We start from the raw sequence: 15099 nt of genomic DNA, 5'->3' as shown, positions 1-15099 counted from the left end.
CTATTCGCCCCCGGCTGGATTTGAGCCGGTGTCGCGCCCGAGGAATCGGTCGCGGGTCTCGGCCCAGACGGCGAGACAGTCGGGATTGGAGGCCGCGGCCTCCCCCAACTCCTGGCACCGCCGTTGTTCGGCGCGCAGCGGATCGGCCAAGGGTGCGGCGACCGGTCCCGGGCGCACTACCTGCCCCTCGTCCTCCCGGCTCATCTGCACCACCGCCACCGTGATGGCCACGGCGACAAAGATGATGGCGGCGATGCGGGCAAGGACCGATCCGTCCATGGGTCTGCTCCTTGCCGGTCAGTTGTTGAACATCTGGGCATTGCCAGGCTGGTAACCTGCACCCGGGGTGAGGAAGCGCTCGCGCTGGACGCGGCCCTGTTCGGCGGCTGCGGCGCGTTCGGCCTCCACAAGCGCCGTCGCACGACCATTGGCGGCGGTGACCGCGACGAGATCGGCGATTTGCTGGGACTGGAGTGCCAGAAGCTGATTGCCCGCCTGTGTCGCCTGCAAGGCCCCCACGGCGGACTGGCTCTGGCCGACAAGCGCGGAGAGTTCTGCCCGCTGGTTGTCGATATTGCCAACCACGCCCGCCTGAACCCGGAGCGCGTCCTGCAACCCGCCCACGGTGTTTTCCCAACGGGATCGCGCATCGGCCAGAAGCTGTGCCTCGGGTGCCGCGAGTGGAATGTTGGCATAGTCCTGCTGGAAGATCTGGTCGATCTGGTTCACGTCGAAGGCAATGTTCTGTGCCTGAGAGAGAAGCTGGCGTGTCTGGTCCACATTCTGCTGCAACGTTTGGAGCGCGGAATAAGGCAGGCTCGCAAGATTGCTGGCCTGGTTGATGAGCATTTGCGCTTCATTCTGCAGCTGGGTGATCTGGTTGTTGATTTGCTCCATGGCGCGGGCCGCCGAGAGGATGTTCTCTGCGTGATTGCGCGGGTCGTAAACGATGCGACCGAAGCCGCCGAAGAAGGCATGGGCCGGGCTGGCGAAGATCGGCGCCAGACCAAGGGGTGCGGCGAGTGTCAAAGCGAGTGCAGACGCGCTAACGCATTTGCGAAGGCTATGGGGTGTGCGGGTCATGATGTTGTCTCCTGTTCGGTTTGGGGGTCTGGGAAGGTTTCTGGATCATCTGCGTCCCTGTCGGGCGCGAGATTGGTGAGGTCCGGGATCAGGTCGGCGGCCCAGCCGACACCCCGGGCCTGCAGCCAGGCGGCGAGAAACCCCTCTCGGCCATGCTCGGCCATGATGTCGATGATGCGCGACTGATCAGATTTCGAGGAGGTCGCGCAAAGCGCGAGGCCGACCTCTGAAAGGCCAAGCTCAAAAAGCCGGTTGCCGCGCCGTGACTGGCAGTAGTAATCGCGCTTCGGCGTAGCGCGGGCGAGGATCTCGATCTGCCGGTCGTTCAGCCCGAAGCGGCGGTAGATCGCGGTAATCTGCGGCTCGATGGCGCGCTCGTTGGGCAGAAGAAGCCGCGTCGGGCAGCTTTCGATGATCGCAGGCGCGATGGCGGACGCGTCGATATCGGAGAGTGACTGGGTCGCGAAGATCACAGAGGCATTCTTCTTCCTCAGTGTTTTCAACCATTCGCGCAACTGGCCCGCGAAGCCCTCGTCATCAAGCGCGAGCCAGCCCTCGTCGATGATCAGAAGCGTTGGTCGCCCGTCCAGCCGGTCGCCAATGCGGTGGAAGAGATGGGAGAGGACGGCAGGCGCTGCCGAAGTACCAACCAGCCCCTCGATCTCGAAGGCCTGGACTGAAGCCGCGCCAAGCTCCTCGATCTCCGCATCAAGCAACCGCCCATGGGCCCCACCCAGGCAATAGGGCCGCAAGGCCTGTTTCAGATCGGTTGATTGCAACAGGACCGCGAGGCCGGTGATGGTGCGCTCGCCAACCGGGGCCGAGGCGAGCGAGGTCAGCGCGGTCCAGAGGTGTTCTTTCACATCGGGCGTGATCGCGATGCCTTCGCGGGCCAGGATCGCGCTGATCCAGCCTGCGGCCCAGGATCGCTCGGCGGGGTCATCGATGCGGGCCAGCGGCTGAAGAAACACCGCCGTCTCGGCCTCGTCGGTCAGCTCGCCGCCCAGGTCATGCCAGTCTCCGCCCATGGCGAGGATTGCCGCCCGGATGGACCCCCCGAAATCAAAGGCGAAGACCTGCGCGCCCGGGTAGCGGCGAAACTGCAACGCCATCAGCGCAAGCAAAACGGACTTGCCCGCCCCGGTCGGCCCGATGACCAGCGTGTGGCCGACATCTCCCACATGGAGCGACAGGCGGAAGGGCGTCGCGCCTTCGGTTTTGCCGTAGAGCAGCGGCGGCCCGTTGAAATGTGTGTCCCGCTCTTCGCCCGCCCAGACCGCAGACAGCGGGATGATATGGGCGAGGTTCAGGGTCGAGATCGGCGGTTGGCGCACATTGGCGTAAGCATGCCCCGGCAAAGAGCCAAGCCAGGCATCGACAGCGTTAACCGTCTCGACCATCGCGGTGAAGTCGCGCCCCTGCACGACTTTTTCGATCAGGCGCAGCTTTTCATCGGCGCGGCGGGGATCCTCATCCCAGACGATCAGGCTCGCGGTGACATAAGCCTCGCCTGCGACATCGGCACCAAGCTCCTGCAGGGCCATGTCGGCGTCGGCAGCCTTGTTAGCCGCATCAGTATCGACCAGTGACGACTGTTCGTTGGTCATCACCTCCTTCAGGATGGCCGCGATGGACTTGCGCTTTGCAAACCACTGGCGACGGATGCGGGTCACCATCCGGGTTGCCTCGGTCTTGTCCATCAGGATTGCGCGGGTGGCCCAGCGATAGGGAAAGGCCAGCCGGTTGAGCTCATCGAGGATCCCGGGCGTGGTCGCGTTGGGGAAGCCGGAGAGGGTCAGAACCCGCAGATGCGCCACGCCCAGCCGGGGTTCAAGCCCGCCGGTGAGGGGCTGATCGGCTAGAAGCGCATCGAGAAAGACCGGGGTCTCTGGCACACGGATCCGGTGGCGGTGGGTCGAGACGGTCGAATGCAGATAGCTCAGCGTCTCACCATCATCGAGCCAGCGGCACTCCGGCATGAAACCGTCGAAGAGCGCCAGCACCCGGTCGGTGCGGTCGATAAAGCCGCGCAGGACCTCGCCCGTGTCGATCCCGGTCTTCTCGCGTCCCTCGTAGAGCCAGGTCTCGGCACGCGCGGCTTCTTCGGCTGGCGGCAGATAGAGGAGGGTCAGGAAGTATTCCGACTGGAAATGCACCCCCTGCTCCGCGAAGGCGGCGCGGCGTTCGGCATCCACGAGGGCCGAGGCAGGATCGGGAAAGCGGCTGTCGGGATAGTCGGCGGCAGCGATCCGTTGCGCTTCGACAAAGATCGCCCAGCCCGACCCGAGGCGGCGGAAGGCATTGTTGAGCCGCCCCGCCACTGCCACAAGTTCGGCCGCGACGGCGCTGTCGAGATCGGGGCCACGGAAGCGCGCCGAGCGCTGGAGGCTGCCATCCTTGTTCAGCACCACCCCGGGCGCTACCAGCGCCGCCCAAGGCAGGTAATCCGCCAGCCGCGTCCCTTTCCGGCGATATTCTGCGAGGTTCATCATCGCTCTTCCCTCAAACCTCGAAATGACCAGGCAGCCGCAGATGCCGTCGCCCGACTTCGACGAAGAGCGGATCGCGCCGTGCGGCCCAGACGGCCAGGACATGCCCAAGGACCCCGATGGCGATCCCGGCGGCCCAGAGTTGCAGACCGAGGCCGATGGCTCCGGCAAGCGTGCCGTTCAGGATCGCGAAGGCCCGGGGTGCGCCTGCCAGCAGGATCGGCTCGGTCAAGGCCCGGTGGACGGGAACGGTGAAGCCCGGGACCTCATTGAGGTGTTCAAGGTCGACTGTCATCAGATCAGGGCTCCGCCGCCGAAGCTGAAGAAACTCAGGAAGAAGGAACTCGCCGCGAAGGCGATGGAGATGCCGAAGACGATCTGGATCAGGCGACGAAAACCCCCGGAACTGTCCCCGAAGGCCAGCGTCAGGCCGGTGACGATAATGATGATCACCGCGATGATCTTGGCGACCGGCCCCTCGATCGACTCGAGGATCGATTGCAGCGGCGCTTCCCAGGGCATGGACGAGCCTGCGGCCCGGGCAGGACTGGCCAGCATCAGGCTGACGCAAGCAAAGATGGCGGCATGGCGAGCCTGCGCGCGCAAGCGGTGAATGTGTCGGATCATGGGGTTTCTCCTGTGACAAGGGGGCCATCCGGCGGCAGTTCCGCCGGGAAAATGCGGTAGTCGCCGTCGGGCCCGAGCCCATCGACGCGGGCCAGCTCGACCAAGCGGCGACTGGCTCCGCGCCCCGACAGGACAGCGATCAGATTGATGGTTTCGGCGATGAGGGCGCGCGGCACGGTCACCACCGCCTCCTGAATGAGTTGCTCCATCCGGCGCAGCGCCCCGAGGGCGGAGCCTGCATGGATGGTGCCGATGCCGCCCGGATGGCCGGTGCCCCAGGCTTTGAGCAGATCAAGTGCCTCGGCCCCGCGCACCTCGCCGATGGGGATGCGGTCGGGCCGCAAACGCAGCGAGGAGCGGACCAGATCGGCCAGCGACGCCACCCCGTCCTTGGTGCGCAGGGCCACGAGATTGGGTGCGGCACATTGCAGCTCGCGCGTATCCTCGATGAGCACGACGCGGTCGTCGGTTTTCGCGACCTCGGCCAGCAAGGCATTGGTGAGTGTCGTCTTGCCGGTTGAGGTTCCACCGGCAACAAGGATATTGGCCCGCGTGGTCACACCTGAACGCAACGCCTCAGCCTGCGCCTCGGTCATGATCCCGGCCGCGACATAGTCGGCCAGCGTGAAGACGGCCACAGCGGGCTTCCGGATGGCAAAGCACGGGGCGGTGACGACCGGCGGCAGAAGTCCTTCGAAGCGTTCACCGGTCTCTGGCAGTTCCGCGGAGACTCGTGGGCGCATGGCATGCACCTCGGCGCCTACGTGGTGGGCAACAAGCCGCACGATCCGCTCGCCGTCGGCAGGCGACAGCGTGGCACCCGTGTCGGAGAGGCCTTCTGACAGTCGGTCGATCCAGAGCCGCCCGTCGGGGTTGAGCATGACCTCGACGGTCATGGGGTCTCCCAGAAATCCTGCGATGGCGGGCCCGAGCGCAGTGCGCAGCATCCGCGCACCCCGCTCGATCGCCTCCGGTCTCTGAACTGCCTCTGCCATGTTGTCCCCGTTCCGTGGTTTGGCTGCCGAAAGGCGGCCCTGGATCGGGTTCATCAAGAAGACCGGAAACCGGCTTCGCTCAACAGTTATTCAAGAGGCGTAGGGCGCTGGCGTGCAAAGACAGGGAAAAATGCTGGACTTAGAGCGAAAGCGCATTTGCCTTGCCCAACGTTTCACTGCGAACGGAAACCAATAGGTTTTCGAAAAGACTGACCGGGTTCGAAGTTATTCATGGGTGCTCAGGCCATAGCCCGTTCCAGCCTCTGCTTTCGACGCTCCCAATCGGGCATCACCTTCTCTAAGAGGTCGAAGAACGCCACGCCGTGATGAGGCTCAGCCACGTGACAGAGCTCATGGGTGATAACATAATCAATCGCGTCGACCGGTGCTTGGACGAGGCGACGGTTAAGGAGCAGTCGACCAGCCGGTGACATGGATCCCCACCGCTGTCGGGTCTGGCGGACGATGAGACCCTTGGGACGGAATGCCTCCGGGTTCGGGAAAAAACCGAGACAGAGTTCGATCCGCTCCGGAAACTTGATATGGGCTCGGGCCCGGTACCACTCGTCCACCAATTCACGCGTCACCTCGGGTCTGTTTGGCCGGTGCGTTCGTACGACGATGAAGCCACGGATCAGCTTCACGCTTTCTTGGACGTGTGGGACAACCATCAGTCGGTATTGGCGCCCGAGGTAAAGATGCGTCTCGCCAGCGACGAACCGGCGCTCAGGCGTCCGTGGCAGGAACTGGGAGAAGTACCGCTGCTGCCTTGTGACCCATGCTGCCCGTTTGCGCAGTTTGGCTTCGATGGCGTCGAGCGTCGCATCCTCCGGGGCTGCGATTACCACCGACGCATCCGGCTCGACGGCGATTTCCAGTGTCTTCCTCGGCCGCCGGACAATTTCGTAGCGGATCTCCCGCTCGCCGTATTTCAGGCAGTGCAGTTCGCGCGTCATGCCGCAAACCGAGCCCGAGCAAGGTCCATGATCTTCAGCTCCAGCTCGTCAAGCACCTCTACGGGCAGGTCGACGCCTTTCTGGTCCCGCAAGACGTCGAAGAAGTAGTCATCGATGGCGTTGCGCAGATCGTTTTGTGCCACCTCGTTCGACCAGATGTCGACGATCAGGTGCGTCTTGATGATGCCGATGATCTCGAGAGCTATGGATGCGGCTTCGTCGCCGGCAACTTGCTGCTCTTCCTTGGTCTTGAGCTGACCGTCCAGGATGCCGAAGAACGCCTGCGCATCCTCATCGCCGCGGATACTGTCCGGAACATCCCGGCCACGATCCTTGCGCGCCACCTTGCTCGCCAAGTCCACAACGCTTTTCAAGTATTCGCGTTCGGACAGCCGCTTCTCGCGATAGGCGCGGATGGTCTCTTCGAGCAGCTCCGAGAACTGTTTGTAGAAGGTAGGATCCTCATCAATCTTCTCGGTAATGGCCCGACGGGTTGCACTGGCAATTCGGTCAGCCCTCGACGCCTCGGAAACCCCCGTCTCCTCGATGACTGCCTTCAAAGCGTCGGGATCGTTGATGTTCACCAACTCGATAATGGTTTCAGCTGGCATGGCAACAACATGGTCATCGAGAAGCTTCTGGATCTTCGGCTCGAACTCGCGGACATCGACTGTTTCCTGGTAGCGGAGCTGGACCGAGCGCTTGAGTTCAGAGAACTGCTTCCAGTCACGCTTTATGGCGTCGACCTTCGCCTCGTCGAAGACATCAAACAGTTTATCCGACGACAGCGAGATGTGCAGGCAGCGGCTGAAGGCCTTCAGGCGGGCGTAGAATTCATGCCGCAGCGCCTCGTCGGCGAGATGCTGCTCGAACTGCTCCATGTCCTTTTTGTTGCGGACGGATTTGAAGAGATCCCAAAGCTGGTCGTGGAGCTGGGGCAGCTTTCGTATTTCCTCCTTGACGTCGTGCACTGTTCCGGAAAGGTCGGCGGCCTCGTATCCTTCAAAGGCGCTATAGGTCGTCAGTGCGCTGTCGAGTTCGCCGAGCAAGCCTTCATAGTCGACAACGAAACCGAACTGTTTCTCCGTGCCCCCGTCTTCGTAAAGCCGATTCACGCGTGCGATCGCCTGCAGGAGATTGTGCTCCTTCAGAGACTTGCAGACATAGAGCACCGTGTTGCGAGGTGCGTCGAAGCCAGTGAGAAGCTTCGAGACGACGATGAGGACCTCCGGATCTCCGGAGCCCTTGAAGGCATCTATAGTCTTGCGGTTGTACTCTTCCTCCGTCTTGTACCGCGCCATCATCTTTGACCAGAAGCCGCGCACGAGGTCCTTCGACTCCTGATCAACCTCCTCGTTGCCCTCGTTTTCATCTGGCGGCGAGATGATGATCGCGCTCGAGATATGGCCAATTTCGTCGAGGATTTCCTTGAAGCGGACAGCCGCAGCTTTCGACGGAGCGACGAGCTGCGCCTTGAAGCCAGTCCCCTGCCAGTGCTGGCGATAGTGCTCGGAGATGTCGAAGGCCTTGGCGCGGATGGCCTGATCGGTCTTGGCCAGAGCATCCATCCGGGAGAACTTCCGCTTCAGGTCGGCTTTCTGGCTGTCGGTTAGCCCCTCGCTGATCTTGTCAAACCAACGGTTGATCACGTTGCCGGAGACCTCTTGTTCGACAAATCGTCCTTCGTAAAGCAGCGGCACGACGGCGCCGTCGGCGACCGCCTCGTCAATGGCATAGCGATGGATCAGCCTGCCGAAGGTCGACAGCGTGTTCTTCTCTTTTTTCAGCAGGGGCGTGCCTGTGAAGCCGAGGTAACAGGCCATCGGAAGAAGCCTGCGCATCTTGGCGGCGAACTGGCTATGGCCACCGTAGCGCCCCGTCTGCGTCCGATGACTTTCGTCGACCAGCACGAAGATATTCTGATCGTCATCCGCTAACTGGCTGTTTTTCAGCGCCGTATCGAACTTATTGATGATCGTTGTGACCAGCGGCGTCTTGTTCCTGACAAGCTCAAGAAGGTGGGCGCCGCTCGTCGACCGGACCGGTTCGAGATCGCAGGACTTGAACGTATCCTTGATCTGCTTGTCGAGATCATCGCGATCGGTGACTATTATGATGCGCGGGTTCTCGATGCTGCGCTCGAGGGCAAGCGAACGACCCAGCATTACCATTGTGAGCGACTTGCCCGAGCCCTGCGTATGCCAGATCACACCGCCTTTGCGAGCCCCGTTGACGTCGTGCTGCTTTACCGTCTCGACCGCCCGTCGAATCCCGAAGAATTGCTGATGACGCGCAATCTTGCGAATGCCACCATCGAACACGGTGAAGCGGCGGATGAGATCGAGCAGCCGCTCCGGCCGACACAGCGCATACAACGTCCGGTCTTGTACCGTGACCGCGCGGTCGCCCTCGGCGGCCATCGCGTCGAAGTAGGCGCGCGCGCCCATGAAGTCGCCCGAAAAAACGGCCTTCTTTTCTTCGGTGTTTAGGACGCGGTTCGCGCGGGGCAATATGGCTTCATCCGTGTCTTCCTCATCGCGCCACTCGGCCCAAAATTTCGACTTGGTCATCACGGTGGCATACCGCGCGCCTGTGCGGTTAGTGCTGATGAGAAGCTGCGCGAAGTGGAAGAGCTGCGGGATATTGTCCTCGTTTTGGTAGCCGATTAACTGGCTGTCGGCCTTCTTCAGGCTCTCGGTTGGCCGCTTGTTCTCAATAACGAGGATCGGGATTCCATTCACGAAGGCGACGATGTCACAGCGCTTCGTCTGGCTGGACGCTGTCCTTTCAACCGAGAACTCGGCTGTCACGTGGAAAACGTTGTTGTCTGGGTTCTCCCAGTCGATATAGCGGAATGAATAGCTCTTTGAATCGCCATCGATGGACTTTGTGATAGTCGTGCCGAGAACGAGCGTGTCGTAGATGTCCTGGTTCGTCCCGCGAAGTCCCTTCAACCGGTCCGGCGTGGGCTTGAGCCGCCGCATGGCCTCGTGGGCGTCTTCCAGGTCGAAGGCGTACTCGCGCGCCCGATGCGTGAAGCGGTTGATACGCATCAGCTGCTCGGCGAGAACATCGTCCAGCACGACGTTGCGGAGCCGTCCACCGCGCAGGCGAAGGGCGTCCTCCTGCGAGAGTGGGGTGAACCCGAGCGCCACCATTAGCTGAAGCGCCGGGACCTGGGACTGGTGCTTCTCGCTTGAATTGAAGTACTCTGAGCTCATAGCGTCCATTCCGGGTGCTTGGCAGCCCTGTAGAACGTCACGCAGGGCGCCTCGGGAGCCTGACCGAGCTTCTCGCGCTGCGGCTCGAGGATATGGACAAGGCTCTGGTAGTACGCAGCCTCTCCAGGGTAGGCTTCGCCCGAAAACTTCATCTCGAGATGACGGCGATACACGTAGCAGATGGCATCTGCGACCTGCACCAATGAGGAATGGTGCGACTTGATCGCAAAGGCCGTGTTAATGATGTGATCGAACCGATCCGGCTTGCTGCGCGGCAGCCAGATCTTCTTGCCGCGTTTGGTGCCCCGGAGCTGGTACAGCCCGTCATACCAGGCATCCGCGTCGTACAGGCCGTCTGAGAGCTGAGGCATCTCGACCTTGTTGTCGTCCATGATGACGACGGTCAGGCCCTTGCTGTTCTTGACGCTCTGCATCTTCTTCTGAACGAGGGCGCAGGTGAACATGCCTCCGGCAAGCCAATAGCTATCACTGAAAGGATGACCGTGCCCAGCGGCACGCGCCGCCTCTAGCGCGGCGAACGACAACCCGATGCCAAAGAGCTTTCCACCATTAGCGACCGCAAGTTTGCAAATCTCGGTGAGAAAAGCCTTGCGCTCGTCAGGGGCGATCTTGCTCCAACCTCCCTTGCCATTGATGAACCTGCTGGTCTTCAGCTCGGTGCTCGACCCCGGATGCATGGCTAGGAATTCCGCAAGCATCTTATCGAAATCAGCGGTCTTCTTGCGCAGCTTGTAGGCATCCACCATCAAGCCACACATGACGAAGACGTCGCTATCACCCGCGGCACCACTTTCATCAAAATACACGAACTTCAAGATGCGTCCTCCGTCTTTGCCGCGCGAAGAAAAGTGCCTAGTTGCTTCAGTTTCTCCAGGAGTTCGTCAAAGGTGACGATCTCGACATCCTTGGAATTTCTGCGGAACAGCTCGAACGACTTTTGCCGGTCCTCGCCTTCGGGCGTCGTCCCCACAACCAGACAGCAGTGAACCGCGTAGGACTCGATGTCGTAAAGTCGGGAATTTTCCTTGATTTGGGCGATTTGCTTTTGGAACTGATACTTCTGGTCGAGCGTCTGATTGATCGACCCCGAAAGATCTGCCGACGGGGTATAGACCCCTTCTCGGAACGGCGTCTTATACAGCACCGCCGTCTGGGGTGTTTTGATCTCGAAGATGGCGGTGTTGTTGGTCAGGCTGTTCTTGACGAGAAAGTCCGTAATCTTTTCTCCGCCGCCAGACAGCTTCCTGCCGCCGACTGATGCCTGGTCCCGGACTTTGATAACCGGGTAGCCGAACGCCATGTTCAGAATGAACGGATTCTCGTTGAAGAATTCCTGCCACTTTGCTTCGTCCAGCTTCTTCCCAAGCATGTCTTCAAAACGGGCAATTAGCGCGTCGAGAGTCACGAGTTCGATATCGCTCTGCAACTTGGCAAGGCGATCTGTCTGAACCGGCCCAAGGGACTTAGCCGTCTTTGCAAGAGCGTGGATCACCGCGTCCTGCGCGTCTTCCGGCAGGACTTCCTCGCCCATTGCTTTCGCCGTAATCATACGGCGCACCGGCGACCGCCCTGCAGTCACCTCCACTTGCGGCTTGCCGATCTTTTCCGCAAGATAGTTGTGGGTCGTCGCATCTTTCACCGAGCGCCCAGCCGATTGACTGGCGGTCGCAATCGAGTTGATCTTGCGGCGTATTTCGTCGAAATCCGCACTCGAAATATAGAAGATTGCCTCAGCCTCGTTTGCATGGGTCATCTCTTTTGGCGAGATCACAATCGAGCTGCATGAAGACAACGCTTCAACGGCATCAACGATGAAACGATATTCCTTCGCCAATCCGAGCCCGTAGTCAGGGTCCTTCGTGAAAGCCGACGGAAAGTCGTGCAGGATTTCTACGATGTCGTCGCGTGTTTTTGGCAGCTCATCATCGAGCCGCACGTTCCAAAGATCGGTCTCCGCGATGGTGATCTCGCGAACCTGGCTGTATTTCGGCTTCAGGAACTTCGGGTTGCGCGGCAACGTATTGACCGGGAACACCGAGATATAGTGATCCTGGGCCGACATCTCGAGAAGCCTCACGCGATGCTTTTTCCGATCCTTCTTGTCAATGCCCGCAGCGCGCAGCCGATCATTTTCCGGAGTGAACCAAACCTCGATACACCGCGGATGGACCTCTTCGATCTGGAGTTCACCTTTCGGATCTGGAGCGGGAATGTAGTAGGCCATCTATTCTGCGGCCTCCGTGGAACCTTTTTCGGCGGTTTGCACTCGCCACTCGCCCGTCAGCAGCTTCTGCATCAAGCCGCGCTTCTGAAGCTTCACCGCTTCGATTTCACGTTCGGTCGCATACAGGTCATCGCGGGCGGTGGTCAGGACGGCGGCGATGGCTTTTTGCTCGTCGAGTTCGGGCAACGGCAGTTTCAGTGCGGCGAGGTCATCGTAGTAGGTCCGCTGGCGCACGCTGCCCGAGCCGCCACTGTTGATGTAATGGGCCCACCAGGACGTCTTGCGCAGGTGGTCAAGGTAGTCGGGGTCGAGGCCGTCGGCGTTGCAGGCGAATACGACGTAGTCGGGGCTCACCAGCACCTCCTCATCGCGTTCGTTCATCGCGATGGAACCAACATTGATACGCATCGGGTTGTAGGCGAACGCGCGCGGCGGAAGGCGTTTGTAGCGGCTGATGTCACCGGCAACCGTCTGTTCGCGCATGGGCACGACGCCTTGGGCCTTGGTGACCCCCATGACATAGTCTCGGCCAAGGCCCTTTGCCCCGTTGCGTCCGGTCAGCTCATGGGTCACGGCGGCAAGACGCGTCGGCACCCAGTTGCGGCGCTGTCCATTTAGCCGCAATTCGCCGAAGAGCAGTGCTGCGCGAAGGGCACCCAAACGCTTGTCCTTGGCCGCGCGCAGGCCGCTGAGCTTTTCGTGCGCTTCGTCCCAAGTCTGCAGGATCGCAGCGATCTCGCTCTGGTCGCGAAGCGAGGGGACGTGAACCTTGAAAGGTTCAATTTTTTTAAGACTGAGGTTCGCTTGAGCATTCTGCGTGGAAAGCGCCGAAAGTTCTTTCTTTGAGAATTTGAGCGTCTGAAACAGCCATTCGTGATCAACGTCATCACGGGGCTTCACGGCAACCACGCTGTCTGGGCAAGCCGCATCGAAACCTGAAATGGCAACGTCCCCGATGTTCGCCGCAATTGACATGAAGATAGTATCGCGAGGAAACAGCTTACTGACGCCAAGGCCAAGTTCATTGAGTGTCTGCGTCCAATTCGTAATGACGCGACCTGCTCTCGCTATGTCGCCCGTCTGTAAGAACGGTGTCTCGCCACCGTAATACATCGGGTCGTTGCGAGGCCGAGCGGAAAACTTGCCCCGCTCGATCCTTGCTACCTTTGAAAGCGGCAACTTGGCGTAAGGTTCAAGCTTCAACACCAAGCTCCTTCAGATGCCCGGCCATCTTGGCTCGAATCTGAGCCAGTTCGGCCTCGATCCGCTCGATGTCTTTCTGGACACCGGCGACGTCGATTTCTTCCTCTGGCTCGAAGGTATCGACATAGCGGGGGATGTTGAGGTTGTAGCTGTTCTCGGCGATCTCCTCGGGGCTGGCCAGATGAGAGTACTTGTCTACCTCAGTGCGAACACGGAAGGTCTCCAGCACCTTGCTGAGATGCGCTTCCTCCATCACGTTCTGGGTCTTGCCTGGCGTGAACTCCTTGCTGGCGTCGATGAACAACACATCGCGCCGGCCCTCATTAGCGCCGCTTTCCTCGCGGGACCGGTCGAAGATCAGGATGGCGACCGGGATTGTCGTCGTGGTGAACAGGTTGGCAGGCAGGCCGACTACGGCGTCGAGCAGGTTTTCATCGATCAGCTGCTGACGGATGCGCCCTTCGGCACCGGCCCGGAACAAAACGCCATGCGGCACGATCACCGCCACGCGGCCCGACTGGCGTTTGGCGATCTCGATCATATGCGTGATGAAAGCATAGTCGCCCTTGGACTTGGGCGGCACGCCGCGCCAAAAACGGTTGTACTGATCGGTGTCAGCATCCTCCGCGCCCCACTTGTCGAGCGAGAACGGCGGATTGGCGAGCACCACGTCGAAGCGCATGAGGTGGTCGCCTTCGACCAGCGTCGGGCTGTTCAGCGTATCGCACCATTCGATGCGGGCCGCGTCCTTGGCATGCAGAAACATGTTCATGCGCGCAAGCGCCCAGGTTGCCCCGTTCACTTCCTGCCCGTAAAGGGCGAAGTTTTCGGACCCGACCTCTTGCGAGGCCTGAATGAGTAGTGAGCCAGACCCGCAGGCCGGATCGCAAATCGTATCGCCAGGCTGCGGCGCGGCAAGCTTTGCCAGCAGGCCGGAAACTGCGGTGGGCGTGTAGAACTCGCCTGCCTTCTTCCCGGCATCCGACGCAAAGCGGGAGATGAGGTAGATGTAACACTCGCCGATGATATCCTCGGTCACCCGTGACGGGCGCAGGTCAAGCGCGGGCTTGGCGAAGTCCTCAAGCATGTTCTTGAGGCGGCGGTTGCGGTCTTTCGGACGGCCAAGATTGGCTTCTGAGTTGAAGTCGATATTACGGAAGACACCCTCAAGCTTGGCGCGGTTCGCGTCCTCAATGTTCTCAAGCGCGATATTGATCCGCTCGCCGATATTGGGTTCGTTCCGCTGAGAATAAAGGTCGTAGAAGCTCGCCCCTTCTGGAAGGATGAAACGCTCACGCTCCAGCCGCCTCCGTATGCGCGCGTCATCGTCGCCATACTGTTTGCGGTAGGTCTCGATATGGTCGTTCCATTGGTCCGAGATGTACTTCAGGAATAACATCACGAGGATGTAGTCCTTGTACTGCCCTGCATCGACTGCGCCCCGGAAGGTGTCGCACGCGGCCCAGGCGGTTTGATTGATCTGCTGCTGTGTAACCTGGTTTGTCATTGGTGAAGTTCCTGTTGATGGGCGGCGCGCGCGCGCTCTGCCAAAATGATGGAGGAAAGCTGTTCGCGGCGGTCAGCGAGATTGCGGAGCAATGATCCTTCAATCCTTGCCAGCTTGTGTATTGAAACGATGCGAGCTTGGGTTTCTAAGTCTGGTAGCGGAACCTCTAACTGCTCAAGCACCGTCTTTGGGATCATCCGCATACTGGTGCCCTGCGCTTCGGAATCGAAGTACCGCTGTGCTTGCGGCTGGTTGATCACCCAAGCGAGGTAATCAGGAAGGACCAGCTCTTTCTTTGAACGAAGGATGACGAGAGGAAGGATAATGGCGACCGGCTCTGTCAGCTGTGAACTCACAACGGCAGCAGTGTTCGGTGCGCCACGCGATCGGAAGATGACCTCACCCCCACGCACCATATAGCGTTCCGGCAGGTCATCGAATTCGTACCTTTGCAGATGGCCAGCTTCGAGATCGGCGTCAGCCTGAACATCGCGCAACTGAACGGCAGGCTGCCCGCCTTGCTCTGCAAGCTCTAATCGCCCCCTGGCTGTATATCCTGTGCTTAGGTTGCAAACCTTGCCGAGCTTCACAGGCTGATTCCTCTGTATGAACATTACAGAGAAATAGATGAGGCCTCATCCAGAGTCAATAGTCTTTATTGCAGTATTGCGAATACAGAGCATTCATTGAATGGCTCACCGCATCTCATCGGCATGCGAAACCAAGTGCTTCGAACGCATTGAACGACCTCTGACGGCCGAAGCCGTGAGGCG

The 15099-nt window shown here is 60.4% G+C and carries 13 protein-coding genes; all 13 read right to left on the bottom strand.

Annotated elements, in window-relative coordinates; all coding sequences use genetic code 11:
• Positions 1 to 279, bottom strand: a complete 279-nt coding sequence (gene trbK-alt, locus R8G34_15180; protein MDW3224198.1) for a putative entry exclusion protein TrbK-alt — start codon at positions 277 to 279, stop codon at positions 1 to 3.
• Positions 280 to 297: 18 nt separating this feature from the next.
• Positions 298 to 1083: a P-type conjugative transfer protein TrbJ gene (gene trbJ / locus R8G34_15175; protein ID MDW3224197.1), complete on the bottom strand. Its 786-nt coding sequence runs from the start codon at positions 1081 to 1083 to the stop codon at positions 298 to 300.
• Positions 1080 to 3575, bottom strand: a complete 2496-nt coding sequence (trbE, locus tag R8G34_15170) for a conjugal transfer protein TrbE (GenBank protein ID MDW3224196.1) — start codon at positions 3573 to 3575, stop codon at positions 1080 to 1082. The genes trbJ and trbE overlap by 4 nt, the downstream gene beginning before the upstream one ends.
• 10 nt (positions 3576 to 3585) lie before the next feature.
• Positions 3586 to 3867 carry a VirB3 family type IV secretion system protein gene (locus R8G34_15165; protein ID MDW3224195.1) on the bottom strand — a complete coding sequence of 94 codons (282 nt, stop codon included), beginning with the start codon at positions 3865 to 3867 and terminating at the stop codon, positions 3586 to 3588.
• Entirely contained in the window at positions 3867 to 4199 is a 333-nt protein-coding gene (locus tag R8G34_15160; protein MDW3224194.1) for a TrbC/VirB2 family protein, read from the bottom strand. Before R8G34_15160 ends, R8G34_15165 begins: the two co-directional genes overlap by 1 nt.
• Entirely contained in the window at positions 4196 to 5194 is a 999-nt protein-coding gene (trbB, locus tag R8G34_15155) for a P-type conjugative transfer ATPase TrbB (GenBank protein MDW3224193.1), read from the bottom strand. The genes R8G34_15160 and trbB overlap by 4 nt, the downstream gene beginning before the upstream one ends.
• Before the next feature lie 239 nt (positions 5195 to 5433).
• Complete coding sequence (locus R8G34_15150) at positions 5434 to 6150, bottom strand: SprT family zinc-dependent metalloprotease (protein MDW3224192.1); 717 nt, start codon at positions 6148 to 6150, stop codon at positions 5434 to 5436.
• On the bottom strand, positions 6147 to 9371 hold the full coding sequence (locus tag R8G34_15145; GenBank protein MDW3224191.1) for a type I restriction endonuclease subunit R: 3225 nt from the start codon (positions 9369 to 9371) through the stop codon (positions 6147 to 6149). The genes R8G34_15150 and R8G34_15145 overlap by 4 nt, the downstream gene beginning before the upstream one ends.
• Positions 9368 to 10198 (bottom strand): DUF3800 domain-containing protein, encoded by an 831-nt coding sequence (locus tag R8G34_15140; protein MDW3224190.1) that lies wholly within the window; start codon positions 10196 to 10198, stop codon positions 9368 to 9370. The genes R8G34_15145 and R8G34_15140 overlap by 4 nt, the downstream gene beginning before the upstream one ends.
• A gap of 5 nt (positions 10199 to 10203) precedes the next feature.
• Entirely contained in the window at positions 10204 to 11616 is a 1413-nt protein-coding gene (locus tag R8G34_15135) for a Shedu immune nuclease family protein (protein ID MDW3224189.1), read from the bottom strand.
• Positions 11617 to 12819 carry a restriction endonuclease subunit S gene (locus R8G34_15130; GenBank protein MDW3224188.1) on the bottom strand — a complete coding sequence of 401 codons (1203 nt, stop codon included), beginning with the start codon at positions 12817 to 12819 and terminating at the stop codon, positions 11617 to 11619.
• Positions 12809 to 14326, bottom strand: a complete 1518-nt coding sequence (locus R8G34_15125; GenBank protein MDW3224187.1) for a type I restriction-modification system subunit M — start codon at positions 14324 to 14326, stop codon at positions 12809 to 12811. Before R8G34_15125 ends, R8G34_15130 begins: the two co-directional genes overlap by 11 nt.
• Entirely contained in the window at positions 14323 to 14916 is a 594-nt protein-coding gene (locus R8G34_15120; protein MDW3224186.1) for a restriction endonuclease subunit S, read from the bottom strand. The genes R8G34_15125 and R8G34_15120 overlap by 4 nt, the downstream gene beginning before the upstream one ends.
• Positions 14917 to 15099: the final 183 nt, after the last annotated feature.

It is taken from the genome of Paracoccaceae bacterium (genome assembly GCA_033344815.1).
Classification (GTDB): domain Bacteria; phylum Pseudomonadota; class Alphaproteobacteria; order Rhodobacterales; family Rhodobacteraceae; genus Roseobacter.
Note: the sequence above shows the minus strand (reverse complement) of the source record. Positions and strands in the feature narration are given on the sequence as shown.

Bases quoted from the DNA above. Each gene is read 5' to 3' on its own strand.
- R8G34_15145 (MDW3224191.1), bottom strand. From the start codon at position 9,371: ATGAGCTCAGAGTACTTCAATTCAAGCGAGAAGCACCAGTCCCAGGTC.
- R8G34_15160 (MDW3224194.1), bottom strand. From the start codon at position 4,199: ATGATCCGACACATTCACCGCTTGCGCGCGCAGGCTCGCCATGCCGCC.
- R8G34_15150 (MDW3224192.1), bottom strand. From the start codon at position 6,150: ATGACGCGCGAACTGCACTGCCTGAAATACGGCGAGCGGGAGATCCGC.
- R8G34_15125 (MDW3224187.1), bottom strand. From the start codon at position 14,326: ATGACAAACCAGGTTACACAGCAGCAGATCAATCAAACCGCCTGGGCC.
- trbE (MDW3224196.1), bottom strand. From the start codon at position 3,575: ATGATGAACCTCGCAGAATATCGCCGGAAAGGGACGCGGCTGGCGGAT.
- trbJ (MDW3224197.1), bottom strand. From the start codon at position 1,083: ATGACCCGCACACCCCATAGCCTTCGCAAATGCGTTAGCGCGTCTGCA.
- R8G34_15165 (MDW3224195.1), bottom strand. From the start codon at position 3,867: ATGACAGTCGACCTTGAACACCTCAATGAGGTCCCGGGCTTCACCGTT.
- trbB (MDW3224193.1), bottom strand. From the start codon at position 5,194: ATGGCAGAGGCAGTTCAGAGACCGGAGGCGATCGAGCGGGGTGCGCGG.
- R8G34_15135 (MDW3224189.1), bottom strand. From the start codon at position 11,616: ATGGCCTACTACATTCCCGCTCCAGATCCGAAAGGTGAACTCCAGATC.
- trbK-alt (MDW3224198.1), bottom strand. From the start codon at position 279: ATGGACGGATCGGTCCTTGCCCGCATCGCCGCCATCATCTTTGTCGCC.